Origin of the sequence: Pseudomonas sp. B14(2017), assembly GCF_002113255.1 — a bacterium.
Classification (GTDB): domain Bacteria; phylum Pseudomonadota; class Gammaproteobacteria; order Pseudomonadales; family Pseudomonadaceae; genus Aquipseudomonas; species Aquipseudomonas putida_Z.
Genome location: NZ_NEJY01000024.1, coordinates 70661 through 95913, shown reverse-complemented (window position 1 = coordinate 95913; position 25253 = coordinate 70661). Strand labels below are relative to the sequence as shown.

11 protein-coding genes are annotated in these 25253 nt (G+C 64.1%); 2 read left to right on the top strand and 9 right to left on the bottom strand.

The genetic code is table 11. The features are described from left to right. Positions 1 to 30: 30 nt before the first annotated feature. The gene (locus tag CAG34_RS23470; RefSeq protein WP_085592721.1) at positions 31 to 1404 is read right to left on the bottom strand and encodes an MFS transporter; all 1374 of its coding nucleotides are present in this window, start codon (positions 1402 to 1404) and stop codon (positions 31 to 33) included. A gap of 375 nt (positions 1405 to 1779) precedes the next feature. On the opposite strand from CAG34_RS23470, the gene quiC reads away from it, so the two are divergent. Continuing rightward, the gene (gene quiC / locus CAG34_RS23465; protein WP_085592719.1) at positions 1780 to 3687 is read left to right on the top strand and encodes a 3-dehydroshikimate dehydratase QuiC; all 1908 of its coding nucleotides are present in this window, start codon (positions 1780 to 1782) and stop codon (positions 3685 to 3687) included. Between the two features lie 125 nt (positions 3688 to 3812). Here the strand turns inward: quiC and CAG34_RS23460 are convergent, their stop codons facing one another. The 5 genes from CAG34_RS23460 to CAG34_RS23440 form a co-directional block, all read right to left on the bottom strand. After that, positions 3813 to 4481, bottom strand: a complete 669-nt coding sequence (locus CAG34_RS23460; protein ID WP_085592717.1) for a bifunctional 2-polyprenyl-6-hydroxyphenol methylase/3-demethylubiquinol 3-O-methyltransferase UbiG — start codon at positions 4479 to 4481, stop codon at positions 3813 to 3815. Between the two features lie 46 nt (positions 4482 to 4527). Further along, entirely contained in the window at positions 4528 to 5391 is an 864-nt protein-coding gene (locus CAG34_RS23455; protein WP_085592715.1) for a sensor domain-containing diguanylate cyclase, read from the bottom strand. Between the two features lie 172 nt (positions 5392 to 5563). After that, positions 5564 to 6892 carry a TolC family outer membrane protein gene (locus CAG34_RS23450; protein ID WP_085592713.1) on the bottom strand — a complete coding sequence of 443 codons (1329 nt, stop codon included), beginning with the start codon at positions 6890 to 6892 and terminating at the stop codon, positions 5564 to 5566. A 1-nt stretch (position 6893) separates the two neighbouring features. Then, on the bottom strand, positions 6894 to 8234 hold the full coding sequence (locus tag CAG34_RS23445; RefSeq protein ID WP_085592711.1) for an HlyD family type I secretion periplasmic adaptor subunit: 1341 nt from the start codon (positions 8232 to 8234) through the stop codon (positions 6894 to 6896). A gap of 6 nt (positions 8235 to 8240) precedes the next feature. Then, a complete protein-coding gene (locus tag CAG34_RS23440) occupies positions 8241 to 9977 on the bottom strand; it encodes a type I secretion system permease/ATPase (RefSeq protein ID WP_085592709.1) in 1737 nt (578 codons plus the stop codon). Between the two features lie 544 nt (positions 9978 to 10521). On the opposite strand from CAG34_RS23440, the gene CAG34_RS23435 reads away from it, so the two are divergent. Further along, the gene (locus CAG34_RS23435) at positions 10522 to 22155 is read left to right on the top strand and encodes a peroxidase family protein (protein ID WP_085592707.1); all 11634 of its coding nucleotides are present in this window, start codon (positions 10522 to 10524) and stop codon (positions 22153 to 22155) included. Positions 22156 to 22298: 143 nt separating this feature from the next. Here CAG34_RS23435 and ttdB read toward each other — a convergent pair whose 3' ends face one another. From ttdB to CAG34_RS23420, 3 genes are read right to left on the bottom strand one after another with little or no spacing between them, the layout of a single operon-like run. Beyond that, complete coding sequence (gene ttdB, locus CAG34_RS23430) at positions 22299 to 22907, bottom strand: L(+)-tartrate dehydratase subunit beta (RefSeq protein WP_003259286.1); 609 nt, start codon at positions 22905 to 22907, stop codon at positions 22299 to 22301. After that, positions 22904 to 23803, bottom strand: a complete 900-nt coding sequence (gene ttdA / locus CAG34_RS23425; RefSeq protein ID WP_013972067.1) for a L(+)-tartrate dehydratase subunit alpha — start codon at positions 23801 to 23803, stop codon at positions 22904 to 22906. The genes ttdB and ttdA overlap by 4 nt, the downstream gene beginning before the upstream one ends. A 54-nt stretch (positions 23804 to 23857) precedes the next feature. Beyond that, the gene (locus tag CAG34_RS23420) at positions 23858 to 25207 is read right to left on the bottom strand and encodes a dicarboxylate/amino acid:cation symporter (protein ID WP_085592705.1); all 1350 of its coding nucleotides are present in this window, start codon (positions 25205 to 25207) and stop codon (positions 23858 to 23860) included. Positions 25208 to 25253: the final 46 nt, after the last annotated feature.

The following is a 25253-nucleotide window of genomic DNA, read 5'->3' as shown; positions in this document are numbered from 1 at the left end:
CCGGGGCCGCGTTGCGGCCCCGGCAATCGATCAGTGGCTCACTGCCTGAAAGCTACCTTTACGGCTAGCTTCATAGGTGGTCTTGTCCATCGGTTTGGCATCGGGGTTGCCAAGGTCTTCCATCGCCAGGCGATGGGTTTCCGGGGCGATGTACGCTGCCAGGGCACACACGCAGGTGATGAAGAACGCCAGGCCACCGACCACCAGCGGGATGTTGTCCGAACCAGGCGGGGCAACCAGGGCGAACAGTGCCGGCAGCATGGCGGTCAGCATGGTGCCGATGTTCTGCGCGATGGCCATGGCCGAAACACGGTAGCGGGTGTGGAACAGCTCTGGGTAGAAGCTTGGGAACACCGCGTTGTAACCCTGGTACACCATGCCCCACATGACGATGGAAGAGGCGAACGCCAGCGGTACGTTCTGGATGCTGATCGCATACAGGTAGACGAAAGCCAGCAGGCCCGAGCCCAGGCAACCGGCGATCATGGTCGGGCGACGGCCGATCTTGTCGGAAAGGTTGCCGACAAACGGAATCACCAGCACCGCGACGATGTTGCCGACTACCGGAATCCACAGGTACACGCTCTTGTCGAAGCCGATGCCATAGGCCGGCTGCACCGCGTAGGCCGCACCGAAGATGGTGGCGACCACCGGGATCACGTTCATCAGGGCCATGAACATCACCAGCACCATGTGCTTCCAGCTGTGGCGGAAGGCCTCGCTGATCGGCGACTTGGCGACTTTGTCCTGCTTCTCTTCCTTCACGAACGCCGGGGTTTCGTGCACTTCCTTGCGAATGATGAAGCCGGCGATCAGCACGATGGCGCTCATCAGGAATGGAATGCGCCAGCCCCAGTCGTTGAAGGCTTCGCTGGGCATGAAGTAGGCCAGTGGCAGGAACACTGCCGCCGCCAGCACCTGGCCAGCCTGCACGCCTTGCAGGGTGAAGCTGGCGTAGTAGCCCCGTCGACCGAACGGTGCGTGCTCCATGATCATCGAACTGGCACCGGAGATTTCCCCGGCCACGGCAAAGCCCTGGATCAGGCGCAGCACTACCAGCAAGGCCGGGGCGAGCAGGCCGATGTCGTGGTAGGTGGGCAGCAGGCCCACGGCCATCGTCGACAGGCCCATCAGGAACATGCACAGCAGCAGTACGTTCTTGCGGCCGCGGGTGTCACCCCAGTGGCCCAGCACGAAGGCGCCGACCGGGCGCGCCAGGTAACCCACGCCGTAAGTGGCCAGCGAGGCAATGATGGCCATTTTCGGGTCGGTGTTGGGGAAGAAGATCTGCGGGAAAATCAGCGCAGCGGCCTGGGCGTAAATGAAGAAGTCGTAGTACTCGAGTGCCGAGCCTATCCATCCACTGGCGGTCGCTTTCTTGGCTTGAGAGCTGGAGTGAGCCATCGTTGTCTCCGTTGTTATTGTTGTTTGCACAGGTTCCGCCGGAGATTCGCCAAGGCAGGAGGCGAGGGTCGGTGTGCCTGCGTCTGTGGTTCATGTTGACCACGGGCCAGTGGGCTGGCAATTCGCTAAAACCGGTTTTGTGCGATAATCGAACGCAAAACTAACCATTCCGTACAAAGAGATTGAAGCGACGACTTTACCTGCGAATAATCGATCGTGCCAGGAACTGTGGTCCTGATTTTCCAGGTCTGGCCCAATCGCCGGCAAGCCAGCTCCCACAAGGCATGCGCCAATCCTGTGGGAGCTGGCTTGCCGGCGATAGGGCCGGTACAGGCAGCCCTGGCCTCAACCCTCCAACAACAAGGAACTCCCGCCATGCAGCGTTCGATCGCTACCGTGTCCTTGAGCGGCACCCTGCCGGAAAAGCTCGAAGCCATCGCCGCCGCCGGTTTTGACGGCGTCGAGATCTTCGAAAACGACCTGCTCTATTACGCCGGCAGCCCGCGCCAGGTACGGCAGATGTGCGCCGACCTGGGTATTGCCATCACCCTGTTCCAGCCGTTCCGCGACTTCGAGGGCTGCCGCCGCGACCGCCTGCAGAAAAACCTCGACCGCGCCGAGCGCAAGTTCGACCTGATGCAGGAACTGGGTACCGACCTGGTGCTGGTGTGCAGCAACGTCCAGGCCGATGCCCTGGGCGAAGAGCAATTGCTGGTCGACGACCTGCGCCTGCTGGCCGAGCACGCTGGCAAACGCGGCCTGCGCATCGGCTACGAAGCCCTGGCCTGGGGCCGCCACGTCAACACCTACCAGCAAGTCTGGAACCTGGTGCGCCAGGCCGACCACCCGGCCCTCGGGGTGATTCTCGACAGCTTCCACACCTTGTCGCTCAAGGGCGACCCGAGCGCGATCCGCGACATCCCCGGCGACAAGATCTTCTTCGTGCAAATGGCCGACGCGCCGATCCTGGCCATGGATGTGCTGGAGTGGAGCCGCCACTTCCGCTGCTTCCCGGGGCAGGGCGAGATGGACATGGCCGGTTTCCTGGCGCCAATCCTTGCCACCGGCTACCGCGGGCCGCTGTCGCTGGAAATCTTCAACGACGGCTTCCGCGCCGCACCGCCCCGGCAGAACGCCGCCGACGGCCTGCGTTCGCTGCTGTACCTCGAAGAGCACACCCGCCTGCGCCTGGAGCAGGAAGGTACCTCGATCGAGCCCGGTGTGCTGTTCACCCCACCGGCGGCCAGTGCCTATGACGGCGTGGAGTTTCTCGAATTCGCAGTCGACGAAGCCGTTGGCGCGCGCCTGGGCAGCTGGCTGAAGCGCCTGGGCTTTGCCGATGCCGGCAAGCACCGCAGCAAAGAGGTGCAGTTGCTGCGCCAGGGCGATATCAACATTGTGCTGAACGCCGAACCCTATTCCTTCGGCCACAACTTCTTCGAGGCCCACGGGCCGTCGCTGTGCGCCACCGCGCTGCGAGTCAAGGACCAGCAAGCCGCCCTGAAGCGCGCCACCGCCTTCCGTGGCCAGCCGTTCCGTGGCCTGGTCGGGCCCAACGAGTGCGAAGTGCCGGCGGTACGTGCGCCAGATGGCAGCCTGCTGTATCTGGTGGAGCAGGGCACTGCCGGCCAGACCCTGTACGACACCGACTTCAGCCTGGACAAGAACGTCACGGCCACCGGCGGCCTGCGCCGTATCGACCACATGGCCCTGGCCCTGCCGGCCGAGTCGCTGGACAGCTGGGTGCTGTTCTACAAGAGCCTGTTCGATTTCGCTGCCGACGACGAAGTGGTGCTGCCGGACCCTTATGGCCTGGTCAAGAGCCGCGCCCTGCGCAGCCAGTGCGGCACCCTGCGCCTGCCGCTGAACATCTCGGAAAACCGCAACACCGCCATCGCCCATGCGCTGTCCAGCTACCGTGGTTCGGGCGTGCACCACATCGCCTTCGATTGCGACGACATCTTCCGCGAAGTGGCGCGGGCCAAACTGGCTGGGGTACCGTTGCTGGAGATCCCGCTGAACTACTACGACGACCTGGCGGCGCGTTTCGATTTCGACGACGAGTTCCTCAGCGAACTGGCCTACTACAACGTGCTGTACGACCGCGATGCCCAGGGCGGCGAGCTGTTCCACGTGTACACCGAGCCGTTCGAAGAGCGTTTCTTCTTCGAGATCATCCAGCGCAAGGGGGGGTATGCCGGTTACGGGGCGGCCAACGTTGCGGTGCGCCTGGCAGCCATGGCCAAGGCCCGCAGCGGGGCGGCGCGCAAGCCAGTCCTGTAGTTGCTGCCTGTACCGGCCTCATCGCCGGCAAGCCAGCTCCCACAGGATCACCACGGCCCGATAGGCCAGTGCAGTACCTGTGGGAGCTGGCTTGCCGGCGATGAGGCCGGTAAAGCCACTGCGGTTCAGCGCCCCTCGGCCACCAACAGCAGCGACTGCGGCAGCGCACTCTGCGGGTGCTGTGGCTCCTGCAGGCTGACCAGCCGCAACCCCGCCATGTCCAGCGCGTTCAACCAGCTGGCCAGGGTACGGAAGTACCACGGCATCACCTGCCAATCCCCGGCGAACCCGGCAAACGCCTCCTCCCGCCAGCCATCCTGGTAATCCCCATCCGCCACGCTCCACGGGTGCAGGGTCTGGATCACCAGCGCACCGCCGGGCGCCAGCAACGCATTCATCGCCGCCAGCAACGGGATGATGTCCTGATGCAACAGGGCGAAGTTGGCGCAGATCAGGTCATAGTCCTTGCCAACATAGGCCTGCCCGGCGGCCAGCTGTGCATAGCTGGCCAGATGCACCTCGGCGGCACCAGCAGCACGCGCGGCATCCACCAGCGCCCGGTCTCCATCCACACCTACCGCCTCGATACCCCGGTCACCCAGCGCGCGCAGCAGCCAGCCTTCACCACAGCCCAGGTCGAGCACCCGTTCGGGCTGGCGGCCCAGGATCGCCAGCAGGATGGCCTGGTCGGTAACCTGTCGGCGGCTCTCGATACTGCCGCTGCGCACCGCATCGATCCAGGCCTGGGCGTTGTGCTGCCAGCTGTCGAGCAAGGCGTCTTCAGGGTTGCGCATGGTCATTTCCTTTGTACTCGTTTTCGCGCTGCGGCCGCCAGAGCGCTCAGCCGGCCGCAGCGCGCTGTCGCTTGATCCGGTACATATCGCCATCAGCATGGCGCAGCAGCATGTCGGCATCGTTGCCGTCCTCGGGGAAACGGGCCACGCCAATGCTGCAGGATGGCGCATCGATGCCCGCAAACTCGGCGCCGAGTGGCTCGGCCATGGTGGCCAGGATGCGTGCCACCTGCTCGGCGATGGCCTCTGGTGACACGTAGTCGGTCAGCAGCACGGTGAACTCGTCACCACCCATCCGCGCCACTGTATCGGTCGCACCTACGCAGCCTTCCAGGCGCCGCGCCAGGGTGCACAGCACCCGGTCACCCACGCTGTGGCCATGGTTGTCGTTGATGTCCTTGAAGTCATTGATATCGATGAACAGCAACGCCAGCGGGTGGTTGTGTTGCCGGGCCGCGGCAAGGGCGGTGTCCAGCCGCTCATTGAACATGGCCCGGTTGGCCAGGCGGGTGAGTGGGTCGTGGTGGGCCAGGAAGCGCAGTTCCTCCTCGGCCTGGCGTTGGGCGGTGACATCCCGCGCCACACCGATGCGGGCATCGGCCTCATCGGACCAGCAGGCGGCCCACAGGATATGCACGATACCGCCATCCTTGCGGATGTAGCGGTTGCGGAAGTCGTAGTGGGATTGGCCGTTCATCACCCGGACGATCGATGCGCGGGTGATCGCCAGGTCGTCAGGGTGCATGTAGTCGGTGATCGGGGTGCCGATCAGTTCGCAGGCCCGGTAGCCCAGCAGCGCCTCGCAGGCATCGCTGACGAAAACGATCTGGTTGTCCCGGTCGACCACGAACACCGTGTCCAGCATCAGGTGGATCAGCCTGGGGTATAACGCTTGCAGGTCTACGGGCATGGGGCAGTGCGTCCACGGCGGGGTGACCGATCATAGCCTGAAATGGAACAAAATGCGGTAGGCGCCGCATACCCTGTGGGAGCGGGCATGCCCGCGAACACCGGCGCAGCCGGTGCCATACACCGCGTCGCCTGCTTCGCGGGCATGCCCGCTCCCACAGGGCCGTGGATAGTCAGTTGCTTACCACCAGTTCCGGCCCGAGGTAATCGTTGATCTGCTGGATATCGTCATCCCCCAGGCTGCCCACCGACGATGCCAGGCGCAGCCGCGACATCAGGTAGTTCAGCTTCGCCTCGAACAGGTCATGCCGGGCGTCAAACAGCAACTCCTCGGCATTGAGCACATCCGAGTTGGTACTGGTGCCGCCTTCCCTGAAACCCTTGCGGGCCGAAAGCAGCGAGCGTTCGTTGGACGCCACGGCCTTTTCCAGCGCCTGAATGCGCAAGGCGCCACTCTGCACGCCGCGGTACTCGCGGGTGGTGCCGGAAATCACTTCCTCGCGCGTGGCGTCCAGTTCATCCAGGGCCTTGGAACTGTTGGCGCTGGCCTGGCGGGTGAGGGCGCTGGTGCTGCCGCCGCTGTACAACGGAATGTTCAGCTCCAGCCCGATCGAGCTGTAGTGGTTGCGCTGGTTCAGTTCGGAAATCGACTGGCTGCTGCCGGCGGTATAGCCCGCCACGAAATCCAGGGTCGGCCAGTGCCCGGCGCGGGCGCGTTTCACTTCTTCTTCGGCCAGCTCGTAGTTGTGCCGGCGCGCATGAATCAATGGGCTGTCGGCCTGGGCCTTGACCAGCCAGTCCTGCAGGTTGCCCGGCATCAGCGGCGGGGTGCTGAAGCCCGGCTGCAAGGTGGTCAGCGACTCCGGCGTTTCACCGATGTATTCCTCCAGCTTGCGGCGGGCGTTGACCAGGTTGTCCTGGGCCTCGATCAGGTCGGCCTCGGCCAGGTCGCGACGGGCTACAGACTCGTCGATATCGGTGATGGTGCCGGCACCCAGCTCCATGCGCCGCTTCGCCGACGCCAGCTGCTCTTCGAAGGCATTCAGCTTGGCTTTGGCCAGGGTGATGGTTTCGCTGGCCAGCAGCACGTCGAAGTAGGCGTCGGCCAGGCGCACCGCAGCGTCCTGGGTCTTGGCATCGAACACCGCCACGCTGTAGTCGGCACGTTGCTGGCCCTGGCGGTACTCGGCCATCTTCTGCTTGTTGAACAGCGGTTGGCGCAACCGCACGTTGGCACCCTTGGAGTCATAGTCCAGGTCGCTGTCCCGGCCATTCTGCCGCTGGCTGCCATTGACCTTGTTGAAGTAGCCCGCAGCGTTGATCTGCGGCAGCAGGCCGGCCTCGCCGATGGCGCGGTTCTCACTGCCGGCTTCTTTCTCGTGCACCGCGGCGCGGTAGATCGGGCCCTGGTACTGCAGCAGGTCCCAGGCTTGCTTCAGGTCCATGGCACTGGCCTGTACGGACAACCCCAACAGGCACAACATCAGGCACGGGCGATTCATGTCATTGCTCCTTGAACGAGGCGTCCACGCGTTCGAGCATCGGCTTGAGCAGGTAGCTGAGCAGGTTGCGCTCGCCGGTCTTGATGGTGACGGTGGCCGGCATGCCGGGGCGGATGTGGTTGCTGCCCAGCAGGCCCATGCCGCCTTGCGTCACTTCCACTTGGGCCAGGTAGTACGGCTGCTTGCTTTCTTCGTCCATCAGGCGGTCGGCGGAAATGGTCATGACCCGCCCGGGGATGTTCGGTGTCTTCGCATGGTTGAAGGCCGGGAAGGCGAGGTCCACGTCCAGGCCCGGCACCATCTTGTCGATGGCCTGCACCGGGATCATTGCGTCGACCTGCAACGGCTGGTCGAGCGGCACCACCTCCATGATCTTGGCCCCAGGCTGGATGATGCCGCCGACCGTGGCGATGCTCAGTGCCTGGACCATGCCGTCGATCGGCGAGCGGATCACCGTGTGGGTCACTTCGTAGTCCAGCGCGCGCAGGCGATCGGCCAGGGTGGTGTTCTCCTTGGCGGTATCGGTCAGTTGCGATTCCACTTCCTTGAGGTAGTCGTGCTGGCGTTGCAGGATGCGCAGCTTGATCTCGGTGGCCTGGCTGCGCGCCCGGGCAATGTTGTTGAGGTTTTCGGCCTGGCCGGCGGACAGGTCGGCATTGTTGCGCTCCAGCTCCAGCAGGCGATTGCGTGGCACATAGCCTTCGGCGGCCAGCACGCGTGTGCCTTGCAGTTCCTGGTTGAGGAAGCCGATCTGCGAGGCGCGGGCGCCGTACACCTGCTGCAGGCCCTTGAGCTGCACCGCCGTGGCGGCCAGGTTTTCCTCGAGGATGCTCAGTTCACCAGCAAGGCCGGCGCGGCGGGTGTCCAGCAGGCGCTGTTGCAGGTCCATGGCTGCCAGCAGGCGCGGGTCGTTGCCGTAGTGCTTGAGCAGGGCAGGGTCGAAGGTGACCTTGTCGCGGCCATCGCGCTCGGCTTCCAGGCGGTTTTCCACGGTCTTGCTGACGATGTACTGGGCACTGACCGCGCCCTGTTCGGCCACCGCACGCAGGGCGTCCAGGCGTACCACCTCCTGGCCTTTCTTCACCATGTCGCCTTCACGCACCAGGATCGCCTCGACCGTGCCGCCGGTCAGGTGCTGCACCGCCTTGCGGTTGCTGGTGACCTTGACCGTGCCGGTGGCGACCACCCCGGCATCCAGTGGCGCCAGGCACGACCACAGCAGGAAGCCGCCAAAGCCGGCGATGACCATCCATACGCCCCAGCGTGCCGGCCGGCCCATGTCCAGGTCGATACCGTTGCGGGCCTCGGCGGGAATCAATTCGGTGTGTTGGGTCATCTGCATGATCGATCACTCCCGTGCTTTTACCGAGGCCAGCGGCGCTGCGGTCGCCGCCGGGATAACGCTGGCCTTGCGCAGCGCCGCGAACACTTCGTCGCGGCTGCCGAGCATGTGCACGGCACCGTCACGCAGCATCAGCACCTTGTCGACCGCGCACAGCACATTAGGCCGGTGGGAAATCAGGATTACCGTGGCCCCGCGCGCCTTGAGTTCGGCCAGCGCATCGACCAAGGCCTTTTCGCCAACGTCATCGAGGTTGGCGTTGGGCTCGTCCAGCACCACCAGGTTCGGCTCGCCATACAGCGCACGGGCCAGGGCGATGCGTTGCTTCTGGCCACCGGACAGCGGGCTGCCGTCGGCTGCCAGGCGGGTGTCGTAGCCCTGCGGGAAGCGCAGGATCATGTCGTGCACGCCACTGCTGCGGGCAGCGCGGATCACCGCTTCGCTGTCCACTTCGGTGAAGCGTGCGATGTTCTCGGCGATGGTGCCCTCGAACAACTCCACGTCCTGCGGCAGATAGCCGAGCCACGGGCCAAGTTCGGCCTTGTTCCAGGTGAAGATGTCGGCGCCGTCCAGGCGCACCTTGCCGGCCTGGGTCGGCCACACGCCTACCAGCAGGCGGGCGAGGGTGGATTTGCCCGAGGCCGAAGGGCCGATGATGCCCAGGCTTTCACCCGGGACCAGGCTGAAGCTGACCCCGCGCACGATGTTGTTGTTGGTGCCGGGGGCGCCGGCGATCACGTTTTCCACGGCCAGCATGCCCATTGGCCGCTGCAGCGACATGCTCGGTGGCCGCTGCGGGTAGTCGTGCAGCAGGTCGTTGAGCCGGCCCCAGGCGGAACGGCAGCCCAGCAGTTGCTTCCACGCGGCGATCGCCTGTTCAACCGGGGCCAGGGCGCGGCCGGTAAGGATCGAGCAGGCGATCATCATGCCGGGGGTGATCTTGCCCTCGATCGCCAGCAGTGCGCCGGCACCGAGGATCACTGACTGCAAGGTGATGCGCACGAAGCGCCCGGTGCTGCTGATCATTGCGGCGCGGTCGGAGGCCAGGGTCTGCATCTGCAGGATGCGCAAGTGCCCCTGGTACCAGCGCTTGCCTATCTCCGGCAGCATGCCCATGGCTTCGATCACTTCGGCGTTGCGCAGGTTGTTGTTGGCATAGCTGGCCGACGACATGGCCGCCTGGTTGGCCTCGGCCAAGGGTTTTTGCGTGGCCTTCTCGGTGAGGTAGGCCAGGCCCACCAGGATCAGCGAACCGATCAGCGTCACCAGCCCCAGCAGTGGGTGGATCAGGTAGCAGACCAGCAGGTAGATCGGCGTCCAGGGGGCATCGAAGAAGGCGAACAGGCCGTTGCCGGTCAGAAACTGGCGCACCTGCGCAAGGTCCTGCAGGGCCTGGGCCGGGTTGCCGCCGGCGCGGCTCAGGTTGCGTTCGAAGGCAGCGCTGAAGATGCGTCGGTTGAGGTCCATGTCGAGGAAGTTGCCGACCCGGATCAGTACGCGGGTACGGACCATCTCCAGGGCCGACATCAGCATGAACAAGCCGATCACCAGCAGGGTGAGCATGGTCAGGGTGGTGACGTTGCGGCTGACCAGGGCGCGGTCGTACACCTGCAACATATAAATTGCTGGCGTCAACATCATGACGTTTATGACGCCGCTGAAGGCGGCCAGGGCAAAAAAGCTGCGGCGCAGGCGGAACAGCACGTCGGCCAGCTCGGAACGAGTGCGTGGTGGCTTGTGCATCGGGGCCTCCCTTTATCACAAATCGGGAAGCCCTTGCGGCGCCCCGTGCAGCGGTAATCGTGGCTTCTGGTTGGCTCGCAGGCGGATCGCTCTAATGGCGGATGCTCCAAAACGCTGCGCTGCTCCCACATGCTGGAGCGTAGGTTGCAGCGACATAGCCGGTAATATCGTTTCGCTCTATGAAGTCTTTGAACTTTTCATAAGTGCCAAAAAAACAGCTATTTGCATCGCATTATCATCGCCAGATGATTTTTTCGACGGGATATTGACAACCTTTTCGCCTGCGACTTTAGTCTGATGTATTCGGGCCCTGTGCGAGCTGGGGTCGATGCATGTGCGTTACAGCTGTATCGCATGCTTAACAAGGCCCCCCGGATGGTGGGTGCCGGCTTGCGAATGATGAGGCCAGTGGGGGCCAGCACAAGAGTGTTGTGCCCACTGAACCTGGACCACCGAACCAGTATCTGCGCACGTCAACACTGACTGGGCGCGGGAAGGACCCTGTTGCCCTGTGTCATCTCCGGACAGATCGAGGGCAATTGAAATGGCAGATTTCAGCAAGTCGGACCTGGAGTTCATCCTTCAACAGATTTTCATCGCCGAAGCCCACGCCGATGGCGCGAGCCTGACCGACCTGCTGCCCAACAGCCAGGTACCGTTCGGCCTGCGCACCGTGGACGGCAGCTACAACAACCTGGTAACCGGGCAGAGCGAGTTCGGTGCCGCCGACAACTCGTTCCTGCGCCTGCTCAGCCCCTCCTTCAGCGGCGACTATGCCGGCACCGGCACGGTCACCGATTCGCAACCACGCACCATCAGCAACCTGATCGTCGACCAGACGGCGAACAACCCGGCCGCGGTCGAGGCCAATGGTGGTGCCGCTCCGGTGATCAGCCCCGGCATCGACGGGGTGTTCGGCACCGCTGACGACACCGAAGTGTTCTTCATCCCCAACGTGTCGCCCGACGTCGGCCTGACCGCCGGCTTCAACGCCTGGATGACTTTCTTCGGCCAGTTCTTCGACCACGGTCTGGACCTGGTCACCAAGAGCAGCACCGACTTCGTGTTCATCCCGCTGCAGCCGGACGACCCGCTGTTCGTCGAAGGCAGCCCGACCAACTTCATGGTGCTGCCACGGGCTGTGCGTACCGCAGGCGCCGATGGTGTTGTGGGTACCGCCGACGATGGCCAGACCAACACCACCTCGCCGTTCGTCGACCAGAGCCAGACCTACAGCTCGCACCCCTCGCACCAGGTGTTCCTGCGTGAATACACGCTCAATGCCGCAGGCGACCCGGTAGCCACCGGGCGGCTGATCACCAACCGTGACCTGGGCGCCGATGGCCGCTTCGGCACCGCCGACGATGGCAATGGCGAAAGCGGTGGCATGGCCACCTGGGCAGTGGTCAAGGCCCAGGCACGCGACCTGCTGGGCATCAACCTGACCGACGCCGACGTGCACAGCGTGCCGCTGCTGGCCACCGACCCCTACGGCAACTTCGTGCGCGGGCCCAACGGCATGCCGCAGGTGGTGATGCGCGTTAGCAATGGCGCCGACGGCATCGCCGGTACCGCCGACGACGTCACCACGCTGGTCGAAGGCAACCGCGACGCGCCGATCAGCCTGGCCAATGCCGTGAGCACCGGGCATGGCTTCCTCGACGACATCGCCCACAACGCCGCGCCGGTGATCGTGAACGGTGTGCTGCAGGCCGACGCCGATACTGCCGTCGGCAACGCACAGCCGGTGGGGCCGGGTGGCAACAACCTGACCTACGACAACGAACTGCTCGACGCCCACTACATCGCCGGCGACGGCCGGGTGAACGAGAACATCGGCCTGACTGCCGTGCACCATGTGTTCCACTCCGAGCACAACCGCCTGGTGCAGCAGACCAAGGACACCCTGCTGGCTTCCGGCGACGTGGCGTTCCTCAACCAGTGGCTGATCGATGATGTCGCTGCCATCCCCACCACGCCCGCCGAAATCGCTGCGCTGGTATGGGACGGCGAGCGGCTGTTCCAGGCGGCCAAGTTCGGCACCGAGATGCAGTACCAGCACCTGGTGTTCGAAGAGTTCGCCCGTACCATCCAGCCGCAGATCGACGAGTTCCTGGCCCCCAACGGCTACGACACCTCGATCGACCCGGCCATCCTCGCCGAGTTCGCCCATGTGGTTTACCGCTTCGGTCACTCGATGCTGACAGAGACCGTCGACCGCTTCGACCCGGCGTTCGCCCCGGTGAACGGCGACCCGCAGCTCGGCCTGATCGCTGCCTTCCTCAACCCGCTGGCCTTCGCCGGCAGTGGCGCTACCGCCGACGAAGCGGCCGGCGCGATCATCCGTGGCGTCACCCGTCAGCTGGGCAACGAAATCGACGAGTTCGTCACCGAGGCGCTGCGCAACAACCTGCTTGGCCTGCCGCTGGACCTGCCCGCGCTGAACATTGCCCGTGGCCGTGACACCGGCATCCCCACCCTCAACGAGGCGCGGCGCGATTTCTATGCCATGACCGGCGACAGCCAGCTCAAGCCTTACATCAGCTGGGCCGACTTTGCCGACCATCTCAAGCACCCGGCGTCGCTGATCAACTTCATCGCCGCCTACGGTACCCACGCCACCATCACCGGGGCGGACACCGAAGCGGCCAAGCGCGCCGCCGCCGTGGCGCTGGTGCTTGGCGGTGACGGCGCGCCAGCGGACCGCCTGGACTTCCTCAACGGCACCGGTGCCTACGCCAACGTGACACTGGTCGGCGCGGACGGCATCCCCGGCACCGCCGATGACATCACCGGAGTGACCGTGACCGGCGTCGATGACATCGACTTCTGGGTCGGCGGCCTGGCCGAGCAGAAAATGCCATTCGGCGGCATGCTCGGCTCCAGTTTCAACTTCGTCTTCGAGACCCAGCTGGAAGCCCTGCAGAACGGCGACCGGTTCTACTACCTGTCGCGCACCGCGGGCATGAACTTTGGCACCGAGCTGGAGAACAACTCCTTCGCCAAGCTGATCATGCTCAACTCCGATGTCACCCACCTGTCCAACACCGTGTTCCTCACGCCGACCTTCACCCTCGAGGTGAACCAGGCCAACCAGTTCACCGGGCTGGGGGCCGATGGCCGGGCCGACCCGACGGGCGGCATCATGATCAACGGCGTCGAAGTGGTGCCGCTGGTGATTCGCGACAATCCCGATACCGTGGGCACCGACACCAACTTCCTGCATTACACCGGCGAAGACCACGTGGTGCTGGGCGGCACCTCCGGCAACGACATCATCATCTCCGGTGAGGGCGACGATACTGTCTACGGCGACGCCGGCAACGACACCCTGGAAGGCGGTGCGGGCAACGATGCGGTGCTGGGCGGTGCCGGTGATGACATCATCACCGACTCCTTCGGCGACAACCGCCTGGAAGGCAACGACGGCAACGACGTGATCGTCGCCGGCAGCATGCTGGTGGGCGGTAACCTGATCCTGGGCGGCAACGGCCAGGACTTCATCATCACCACCGAGGACATCAGCACAACCTTCGGCGGGCAGGGCGACGACTTCATCCTCGGCGCCAAGACCAACCTGCCGCCGACCGGCAACGAGGGTGACGACTGGATCGAGAAGGGCACCCAGGACGGTGCGCCCGGCGACAACTTTGCGCCGCTGCTGGGTGATGAAGTGGTCGGCAACGACATCTTCGTCGGTGGCGGTGGCTTTGACGAGATGATCGGCGAGGGCGGTGACGACATCTTTGTCGGCAGCGACGCCCAGGACAAGATGGACGGCATGTCCGGCTTCGACTGGATTACCAACAAGAATGACCAGGTTGGCGTCACCGTCGACCTGACCCTGGCCGCCCTGGCTCAACCCCATGGCAACGCACCGAACCAGAACACCGGTATTTTCAACCCGGTCGGCGCCTCGCCGGCTTCCATCCTCGACCGCTTTGCCGAGGTCGAGGGCGTGTCCGGCTCGAACTTCGCCGATGTGCTCAAGGGCGATAATGTCGATGCCGTGACCATCCTCAACCATGGTGGTGCCACCGGCAGTGCGCTGACCAACGTGGCGCTGATCCGTGGCCTGCAGCAGTTCCTGGCCGATGCCGGGTTGCCGACCACCGGCTTTGCCACTGGCAACATCATGCTCGGCGGCAACGGCAGCGACCTGATCGAAGGCCGTGGGGGCGATGACCTGATCGACGGTGACAAGTGGCTCAACGTGCGCATCGCCGTGTATGCCCCAGGAGACGTCAACCACACCGGCCCTGAGATCGCCAGCTTCGACAGCATGGTCGACATGATTCCGTTCATGCTCGACCGCACCTACAACCCAGGCCAGCTCAAGGCCGTGCGGGAAATCCTGCCCGGCACCTCGACGGGAGGGGCGGCGTTCGACACGGCAGTGTTCTCGGGGGTGCAGAGCGAGTACACGGTGACGCAGAACACCAAAGGTACGCTCGACACTTCCGATGATGTCTGGACAGTGACCGACAACGTCGATGGCCGGGATGGCGTCGATACCCTGCTGCACATCGAGCGCCTGCAGTTCGCCGACAGCCAGCGGGTGCTGGTGGAGGGGCTGAATGCGCAGCCTACCGGCAGCCCGGCCATTACTGATGGCAACGGCGGTGCGATCACCGTGGGCGATGTCCTTACCGTAAACGTGGCCGGCGTGCTGGATGCCGACAACATCAGCGCCGGCAACCCGCTGGGCACGCTCGCCGACCGTTCGGTGTCGTACTACTGGCAGTTCGAGGCCACCCCGGGCAGTGGCGTGTTCGAAGACATCATCCTGCTGCCGGCCGGCGACCTGGCGTTCCAGAGTGCCGACGGCACCACGTTCAAGGTGTCGCCGGACCTGGCCGGGTTGTCGCTGCGGGTCAAGGCGATCTACCAGGACGCCCATGGCACCACCGAAGTGCTGTTCTCCCAGCCCACTACCGTGGTGCAACCGGGCGCGCCTGTGGTACCGACGCCAGCCACGCCGGTGGCGGATGCCACTGCTGGCGGTGCCGGGCTGCACATGGTGCGTTCCGACCTCAACTTCATCCTCGACCAGATCAAGATCGCCGAGGCCGATGCCAACGGGGCAGACATCCTCTCGCTGCTGCCCAACATCCGTGCGCCGCTGGGCCTGCGGGCGGTGGATGGCTCGAACAACAACCTGATGAACCTCAACGGTATCAACAATACGCAGTACGGTGCCGCCGACAACGTCTTCCCGCGCGTGACCGACCCGGTGTTCAACCCGGCCGAAGGTGCACCGGCCGGCTTCTTCGGCCCTGGCTCGCCGGCCATTCCGGGCTCGTCGTACGAGCAGACCAGCGGCCCGGTGTTCGACTCGCAGCCGCGCACCATCAGCAACCTGGTCGTCGACCAGACTTCCAACAACCCGGCGGCCTATGCCACCGCGTATGACCCGGGTGCGGACGGCGTGCTCAACTTCGGTGCCGTGGGCAACGACGACGTGCTCAAGGACGGCGTGCGCATCGTCGCCAGCCCGGGCCTGGACGGCCAGTTCGGCACCGCCGACGACCACGACGTGTACCTGTTCGAGAACACCGCCGCCGATGCTGGCCTGTCGGCGCCGTTCAACGCCTGGATGACCTTCTTCGGGCAGTTCTTCGACCATGGCCTGGACCTGGTCACCAAGGGGGGCTCGGGCACTATTTACATCCCGCTGCAACCGGATGACCCGCTGTACGTGGAGGGCGGTTTCACCAACTTCATGGTGGTGACCCGTGCGACCAACCTGCCTGGGCCGGATGGCATCCTCGGCAACGCCGATGACATCCACGAGCACACCAATACCACCACCCCGTTCGTGGATCAGAACCAGACCTACAGCTCGCATCCTTCCCACCAGGTGTTCCTGCGCGGCTATCTGCTGACCGACGACGGGCCTATCGCCACCGGCCGATTGATCACCAACCGGGACCTGGGCGCCGACGGCCGCTACGGTACCGCCGACGACACCGAAATTGGTGGCATGGCGACCTGGAAGGTGGTCAAGGCCCAAGCCCGTGACGTACTGGGCATCAACCTGACCGACGCAGACGTCGACAACGTGCCGCTACTGGCGACCGATGCCTACGGCAACTTCATCAAGGGGCCCAACGGTTTCCCGATGGTGATCATGAAAGGGGCAGACGGCATTGCCGGCACGGCCGACGACCAGCAGGTCGAAGGCAACCCGCTGGCGCCGATCGACCTGACCAATGCCGTGCGCACCGGTCACCAGTTCCTTGCCGACATCGCCCACAATGCCGTGCCGGTGTTCAGCAACGGCGTACTGGTGCCTGATGCCGATACCGATGTGGGCAACGCCGTTCCGGTGAACCCGCAGACTGGCGCCAACCTTGCCTACGACAACGAACTGCTCGATGCGCACTACATCGCCGGCGACGGCCGGGTCAATGAGAACATCGGCCTGACCGCCGTGCATGCGATCTTCCACTCCGAGCACAACCGGCTGGTGGCGCAGACCATGGACACCGTGCTCGATTCGGGTGACCTGGCCTTCATCAACGAGTGGCTGCTCAACCCGATAACCGTGCTGCCGGCCGACCAGGCCGCAATCGACGCGCTGGTGTGGAATGGCGAGCGGCTGTTCCAGGCCGCCAAGTTCGGTACCGAGATGCAGTACCAGCACCTGGTGTTCGAGGAGTTCGCCCGCACCGTACAACCGCGGGTCGACCTGTTCTTCGCCCCGACCCAGGTGTATGACGTCGACCTCGATGCGTCGATCGTGGCCGAGTTCGCCCACACCGTGTACCGCTTCGGCCACTCGATGCTGACCGAGACCGTCGACCGCTTCGACGTCGACTTCACCGTCATCAGCGACCCGGCCAGCGCCAACCCCGACCAGCAATTGGGCCTGATCGCGGCGTTCCTCAACCCGCTGGCGTATGCCGCCAGTGGCGTCACCCCCGAGGATGCCACCAGTGCCATCGTGCGCGGGGTCACCCGCCAGGCCGGTAACGAGATCGACGAGTTCGTCACCGAGGCGCTGCGCAACAACCTGCTCGGTCTGCCGCTGGACCTGCCGGCGATCAACATCGCCCGTGGCCGCGACGTCGGTATTCCTTCGCTGAACGCTGTGCGCCGCGACATCTATGCGCAAACCGGCGATACCCAGCTCAAGCCTTACACCAGCTGGGTCGACCTGGTGCAGCACCTGAAGCATCCGGAGTCGCTGATCAACTTCATCGCCGCCTACGGCACCCATAGCACCATCACCGGGGCCACCACGTTGCTGGAGAAACGCGCGGCGGCCATGGCCCTGGTGTTCGGCGGCGACGGCGCGCCGGCCGATCGCCTGGACTTCCTCAACAGCACCGGAGCCTACGCCAACGTCACGCTGCCTGGCAGGGATGGCGTGCTGGGTACCGCCGATGACCTGAGGGCAGTGACCGTGACCGGGGTCGATGCCATCGACCTTTGGATCGGCGGCCTGGCCGAAGCGAAAACCCCGTTCGGCGGCATGCTCGGCAGCACCTTCAACTTTGTGTTCGAGAACCAGATGGAGAAACTGCAGGATGGCGACCGCTTCTACTACCTGGAGCGCACCGCCGGCCTGTCGATGAACGCCGAGCTGGAAAGCAACTCGTTCGCCAAGCTGATCATGGCCAACACCTCCGCCACCCACCTGCCGGGCCTGGTGTTCTCCGACCCGGGCTTCTACCTGGAAGTGGACCAGAGCAAGCAGTTCAACGAAGGCCTGGGCAACCTCGACCCACTGGGCGAAAACGGCGAGCAGGTGGTGTTCCGCGACAGCCCGCTGACGGCAGGGCCGGACACCAACTACATCCGCTATGCCGGAGCCGAGCACATCGTGCTGGGCGGCACCGAGGGTGACGACATCCTGGTGTCCAGCGAGGGTGACGATACGGTCTGGGGCGATGGCGGCAACGACCGCATCGAGGGTGGCGACGGCAACGACCAGCTGCGTGGTGGTGCCGGCGACGACATCATCAGCGACATGGGTGGTGACGACAACATCCAGGGCGGCGACGGCAACGATGTGCTGCACGGCGGTAATGGCGTCAACCTGATCATCGGCGGTTTCGGCAACGACTTCATCGTCACCGGTGAGGACGCCTCCGAAGCCATTGGCGGCCAGGGCAACGACTTTATCCTCGGCAGCAAGGCCAACGAGCAGGACATGGGCAACGAAGGTGACGACTGGATCGAGAAGGGCACCTCGGACGGTGCACCTGGCGACAACTTCGACCCGCTCGGCAACGACCCGATCATCGGCAACGACGTGTTCATCGGTGGCAACGAGAACGACAAGTTCAACGGTGAAGGCGGCGACGACATCATGGTCGGCAGCCTGGGCTTCGGTGACCGCTACATCGGTGGTTCCGGCTACGACTGGGCGACCTTCAAGGGCCTGGCCCAGGGCGTGACTGCCGACTTCAGCGATCGCTTCTTCGATGTGCCGCCGGTACCGGGCTCGGGCGCGTCTGCGCTGGTGCGCTTCGACATCATGGAAGGCCTGTCGGGTTCGGCCCATGGCGACTTCCTGCGCGGTGACAGCGAAACCTCTGCCACCTTGCCGACCAACGGCGCCAACGGCAGCGTGCTGACCAACATCAGCCTGATCGACGGCCTGGCCGGCCTGCTGGCTGCCGGGGCAACGTTCTACGACGGTGGCAACATCATCCTCGGCGGCAGCGGCAGCGACCTGATCGAAGGCCGTGGCGGCGACGACATCCTCGACGGTGACAAGTGGCTGAACGTGCGCATCAGCGTGCGCGCCAACAGCGACGGCACCGGCCCGGAAATCGCCAGCTTCGACAGTATGGAGCCGATGGTGCCGCTGATGCTCAATGGCACCTACAACCCGGGCCAGCTGGTGATCGTCCGTGAAATCCTGAGCGGCACCGACAGCTACGACACGGCGGTGTTCTCGGGGGTAGCCACCGACTATAGCGTGGTGGTCGATGGCAACTCGGTGATTGTCACTGACTTGGTGGACGGGCGTGATGGTGTCGACCGCCTGACCGGTATCGAGCGCCTGCAGTTCTCCGACAGCGCCCAGGCCTCCGGTGTGGGCACTGCGGTCAACGCCGGCCCAACGGGCCACCTGGCGATCCTCGACGCTGTCACCGGCCTGCGTAACGACACATCGGTCAGCGGCCAGTTGCTGCGGGTGAGCAACGTGGCGGTGCACGATGCCGACAATGTCAGCGCCACCAATGCGAGCGGCGCCATCAACGGCCCTGTGGCGTACTACTGGCAAGTCGAAACCCTGCCAGGTTCGGGTGTCTATGAAGACATCACCTTCGTCGCTGCCGGCGAAGTTTCCCGGGCCACCGGCGCCACCTACCGGGTCACGGACGATGTGGCGGGGCTGAACATCCGCGTACGGGCGGTGTACCAGGACGCCAAGGGCACGCTGGAAATCGTCGATTCGTCGGCGAACAGCGCGCCGACCGCCGGGCCGACCGTGACCGGGCTGCTGGTGCAGAACCAGACCCTCACCGCCAACACCGCGACCATCGTCGATGCCGACGGCCTGAGCAACCCGCAGTTCACCTTCCAGTGGCAGTCCAACCGCGGGCTCGGCTGGGTCAATATTGCCGGCGCCATCAGCAGCACCTTTGTCCTTACCCAGGAACAGGTGGGGCAGAACATGCGGGTGGTGGTCAGCTATGTGGATGACGTCGGGGTGCAGGAAAGCATCGCCTCCGACATCCTCGACCCGGTGGCCAACGTCAACGATGCGCCTACCGGTGCCGTGCTGATCAGCGACACCACGCCAGCCCTGGGGCAGACGTTGACGGCGCTTACCGGCAGTATTGCCGACCTGGACGGGCTGGGGGCGTTCAGCTTCCAGTGGCAGCAAGGAACTGGTACGTCGTTCACTAACATTGTTGGTGCGACTGCCGCTACCTTCACCCCAGGTCCGTCGCAGGCCCACTTCCAACTGCGCGTGCTGGTGCGCTACACCGACGGTTTCGGCGCCCAGGAAACTGTGACTTCTGCAGCGACGGCGGAAGTGCCGGGGGTGCCAGGCGTGACGCTGGTTGGTACAACCGCCGCAGATACCCTGACCGGCACAGTGGGTGACGACGTCCTGCTTGGTCTGGCTGGTAACGATACGCTCATCGGCCTGACCGGGTTTGATCAGTTGTTCGGTGGTGATGGCAACGACACGCTCGATGGCGGTGAGGGCAACGATATCCTCGACGGCGGTGCCGGCAATGACGTGCTCAATGGTGGGCTCGGTGCAGATGCGATGACGGGCGGCGCTGGCAACGACACCTTCGTCGTCGACAACGCTGGTGACACCATCAGCGAGGCGGCTGGCGGGGGCTCGGACCTAGTGCAGACCAGCCTGGCAAGCTTCACCTTGGGCGCTAACCTGGAGAACTTGAGCTTCACTGGCACCGGCAACTTCACGGGTGTGGGTAATGCCTTGGCCAATACCATCGTCGGTGGTGCCGGCAACGACTTCCTCAACGGTGGTGCGGGTATCGACCAGCTGGTGGGTGGTGCCGGTAACGACAGCTATGTGGTCGACAATGCTGCCGATGTGCTCGTGGAGCAGGCAGGCGGTGGTACTGACCTGGTGCGCACGACGTTGACCAGCTGGACGCTGGGCAACAACCTGGAGAACCTGACCTACTTCGGAGCCGCCAACTTCGTTGGTACTGGTAACGGCCTGGACAACGTCATTACTGGCGGTTCAGGTAATGACATCCTCACTGGCAACGCCGGCAACGATACACTCAACGGCGGGCTCGGTACGGACACAATGATCGGCGGAGCTGGTGACGACACCTTTGTCGTCGACAACGCCGCAGACATCGTCGTCGAGGTGTTGGGCGGTGGCTCCGATCTGGTGCGCACTAGCCTGGCGAGCTACACCCTGGCGGCAACCCTGGAAAACCTGAACTTTACTGGCACCGGCAACTTTGCAGGTGTAGGTAATGGCCTGGCCAACACCATCGTCGGCGGAGCCGGAAACGACTTCCTTAACGGCGGTGCGGGGATCGACCTGTTGGTAGGCGGTACCGGCAACGACAGCTATGTGGTCGATAATGCCGGGGACGTGCTAGTGGAACAGGCAGGGGCTGGTACCGACCTGGTGCGGACGACGCTGACCAGCTGGACGCTGGGCAACAACCTGGAGAACCTCACCTACTTCGGCGCCGGCAACTTCGTCGGTACCGGTAACGCCCTGAACAACGTCATTACCAGCGGCTCGGGCAATGATGTCCTGAACGGTGGGGCAGGCGCAGATACCATGACAGGTGGTGCCGGCAACGACACCTATGTTGTCGATAACCTGGGTGACACTGTCACCGAGGCTGCTGGCGGCGGCACGGACCAGGTGCAGACCAGCCTGGCAACCTACACCTTGGCCGCGACCCTCGAGAACCTGACCTTTACCGGCACGGGCAACTTCGTCGGCGTGGGTAATGCCTTGGCCAATACCATCGTCGGCGGAGCCGGTAACGACTTCCTCAATGGTGGTGCGGGTATCGACCAACTGGTGGGTGGTGCCGGCAATGACAGCTATGTAGTCGACAATGCCGGCGACGTGCTCGTGGAACAGGCCGGCGGTGGTACCGACCTGGTGCGCACGACGCTGACCAGCTGGACGCTGGGCAACAACCTGGAGAATCTGAGGTACTTCGGCGCCGCCAACTTCACCGGTACCGGTAACGCCCTGGATAACGTCATCACTGGTGGCTCAGGTAATGACACCCTCAACGGTGGCGACGGCAACGACAGCCTGGATGGTGGTCTCGGTGTCGACATCCTGAACGGTGGGGCAGGCAACGACACGCTGTTCGGCGATGATGGCAACGACATCCTGTCGGGTGGTAACGGCAGTGACTTCCTCAACGGTGCGGCTGGCAACGACACGGTCAACGGCGGCGCGGGCGATGACACGATGATGGCCACTGATGGCAATGATGTCTTCCAGTTCGCCGCAGGCTTCGGCAATGACCTGATCATCAACTTCGACAGCGATGCGACAGGTGGGCAGGACCTGCTGGATATCACGGCCTTCAACATAACCGCGGCCACCTTTGCCGCCAACGTTACCATCGCCGATGACGGCGCGGACACGCTGGTCAGCATCGGTGCTACCGACTCCATCCGTCTGGTGGGAGTGGCGGATGCAACCACAGTGACCGCAGCGGACTTCAACCTGTCGGTTTGAGGAACCGAAGGAAAAGCTGTCGGCTTGAAATGCACGGGCTGCTGCGCAGCCCGTCGCGACACAAGGCCGCTCCTACAGGAGATCCCCTGTAGGAGCGGCCTTGTGTCGCGATGGGCCGCAAAGCGGCCCCATGTCGCACGCAGTTACTTGATGAACCGCACCTGGCTGTTGATCTTCTCGATCACCGCCCCCTTGCGTTCGTTGAACCGGGCCTTGTTCTGCTCGAACAGGTTGTTGCCCTTGGTGTCGATGGAGATGATCAACGGGCCGAACTCGCGCACGCGGTTCACCCACAGCGTTTCCGGCATGCCCAGGTCCTGCCATTCCGCACGCTCGATCTCTTCCACCTGGGTCGCCGCCAGCACCGCGCAACCGCCCGGGAACACTGCATGCACTGCCTTGTTCTCCAGGCAACCGGTCGTGGTCTCCGGGCCCATGCCGCCTTTACCGACGATCAGCTTGACGCCGGTCTGCTCGATGAACTGCTTCTCGAACTTTTCCATGCGCATGCTGGTGGTCGGGCCGATGGAGACCATTTCGAAACTGCCATCGTCCTTCTTCCTGACAATGGGGCCTGCGTGGAAAATCGCGCCGCCGCGCAAGTCGACCGGCAGCTCGCGGCCCAGCTCGATGAGCCGGCGGTGGGCAACGTCACGGCAGGTCACCAGCTGGCCGGTGAGGTAGACCACATCGCCCACGTTGAGGTTGGCCAGGTCTTCGTCGCTGATAGGTGTGCTCAGGATCTTTTTCACAGTACTACCCCTTCGTGCGAGAGGATGTCGTAGGACAGGTCGGCGTTGATGCGGATCTTGCCGCGGCGGTGCGCCCAGCAGCCGGTGGACACCGCCACACCGATGGTGGACGGGTGGCGGGCCGAAGACTCGATGTTCACGCCCATCACGCTGCTGTTGCCGGTCAGGCCCTGCGGGCCGATGCCGATTTCGTTGAGGCCTTCCTCCAGCAGCTTTTCCATCATCGCCGCGCTTTCGTTGGGGTGGCTTGAGTCCACTTCGCGCAGGATGGCCTTCTTCGACAGGCGTGCCGCCGTCTCCACCGAGGTGGATACCCCTACACCCACCAGCAGTGGCGGGCAGGCGTTGACACCGCGCGAGGTGATGACATCGAAGACGAACTCGGTCACCCCTTCATAGCCTTGCCCCGGCATCAGTACCTTGGCCGAGCCAGGCAGGGTGCAGCCGCCGCCGGCCATGTACACGTCGACGATGGCGTAGTCGGCATCGGGGATGATTTCCCAGTCCAGCCACGGGATCTTCGAGCCGGTGTTGGTGCCGGTGTTCTTCTCGATGAAGGTTTCCACCGCATTGTGGCGCAGCGGCCCCTGGATGGTGGCTTCCCTGGTGGCGTTCTCGAGGATGCCTTCCATCTCACCCAGCAGCGGGAAGCGCGCGCCCGCCGAGACGAAGTACTGGATGACGCCGGTGTCCTGGCAGCTGGGCCGGTTGAGCTTGTCGGCGTATTCCTGGTTGTCGGCCATCGAGTCGTACACGGCGATGGCCAGCGGGTTGGTTTCGGCGGCGCGCAACTTGGCGGTCTTTTCCTTGACGTCGCGGGGCAGGCGCTTGCCGATATAGGCGGTGAACTTGGCCATCACGTCGGTAAGCGATGACACGGCTGTTTCTTTGTCCATGATTATTTCCTCACTGCATCACAAGGCGGGTTCTTTTTGCTGTTTTTCGAAAGGTCAGGGTGCGGGTGTGCCGGCCTCCATGCGTGCAAGGGCAGGGTGCGGCGCAGCGGCCTCGGGTTCGGGGTCGGTCGGCAGCTGGCCGTCCAGGGCCTGGGCCATGCGCTGCTTGTCCAGCGCACCCACCCAGTTGGCGATGGCCACGGTGCCGACCGCGTTGCCGATGGTGTTGGTGATGGCCCGGGCTTCGGACATGAAGCGGTCCACGCCCAGCAGCAGGACCATGCCGGCCACCGGGATGTTGTCCATGGTCGCCAGGGTCGCGGCCAGGGTGATGAAGCCCGAGCCGGTTACGCCTGCAGAGCCTTTGGAGGTGAGCAGCAGCACACCCAGCACGATCAGTTGGTCCATCAGGGTCAACGGTGTGTTGGTGGCCTGGGCGATGAAGATGGCGGCCATGGTGTAGTAGATGCACTGGCCGTCCGGGTTGAAGGTAAGGCCCGAGGGGATCACCAGGCCGACCACAGGCTTGGACACGCCAACCTTTTCCAGCTTGTTCATCAGTTGCGGCACCACCGACTCGGATGAGCTGGTACCCAGTACCGTGAACAGTTCTTCCTTGAGGTACTTGAGGAACTTCCACAGGTTGAAGCCGCACTGCCGGGCAATGGCGCCCAGCACCACCACCACGAACAGGAAGCAGGTCAGGTACATGGTCGCCATCAGCTTGCCCAGCGAAACGATCGAGCCCAGCCCGTACTTGCCCACGGTGAAGGCCATGGCCCCGCAGGCGGCCAGCGGTGCCACGCGCATGATCATGCCGACGATGAAGAACATGCCGTGGGAGAACGCTTCGAGCACATCCACCATCGGCTTGCCGCGCGGGCCCAGGTGGGAGAGGGCGATGCCGAACAGGGTGCTGAACAGCAGAATCGGCAGGATCTCGTTCTTGGCGAAGGCATCGGTCACGCTGCCGGGTATCACATGCAGCAGGAAATCGATGAAGCCGCCGCTGTTGCCGGCTGCCGCGGCGGTGTAGGTGGAGATGCTCTTGGCATCCAGGGTGGCAGGGTCGACGTTCATGCCCTCGCCGGGCTGCACGATGTTGACCACCACCAGCCCCAGTACCAGGGCAAAGGTGGACAGCACTTCGAAGTAGATCAGCGCACGCACGCCGACGCGGCCGAGTTCCTTCATGTTTTCCATCTTGGCGATGCCCAGCACCACCGTGGCGAAGATGATCGGGGCGAAGACCATCTTGATCAGTTTGATGAAGGCATCACCGACGGGCTTCAGGTCAGCGCCAACCTGTGGCCAGAACGCCCCGATCAGCACCCCGAGGGTTACGCCGATCAATACCTGTACGTAGAGCTTGCCGAACAACTTGCCGAACAATCGCTTGGCCATTGCCGTCTCCGAATTATTGTTGTGAGTCGGATTTATCTGGCGGCCG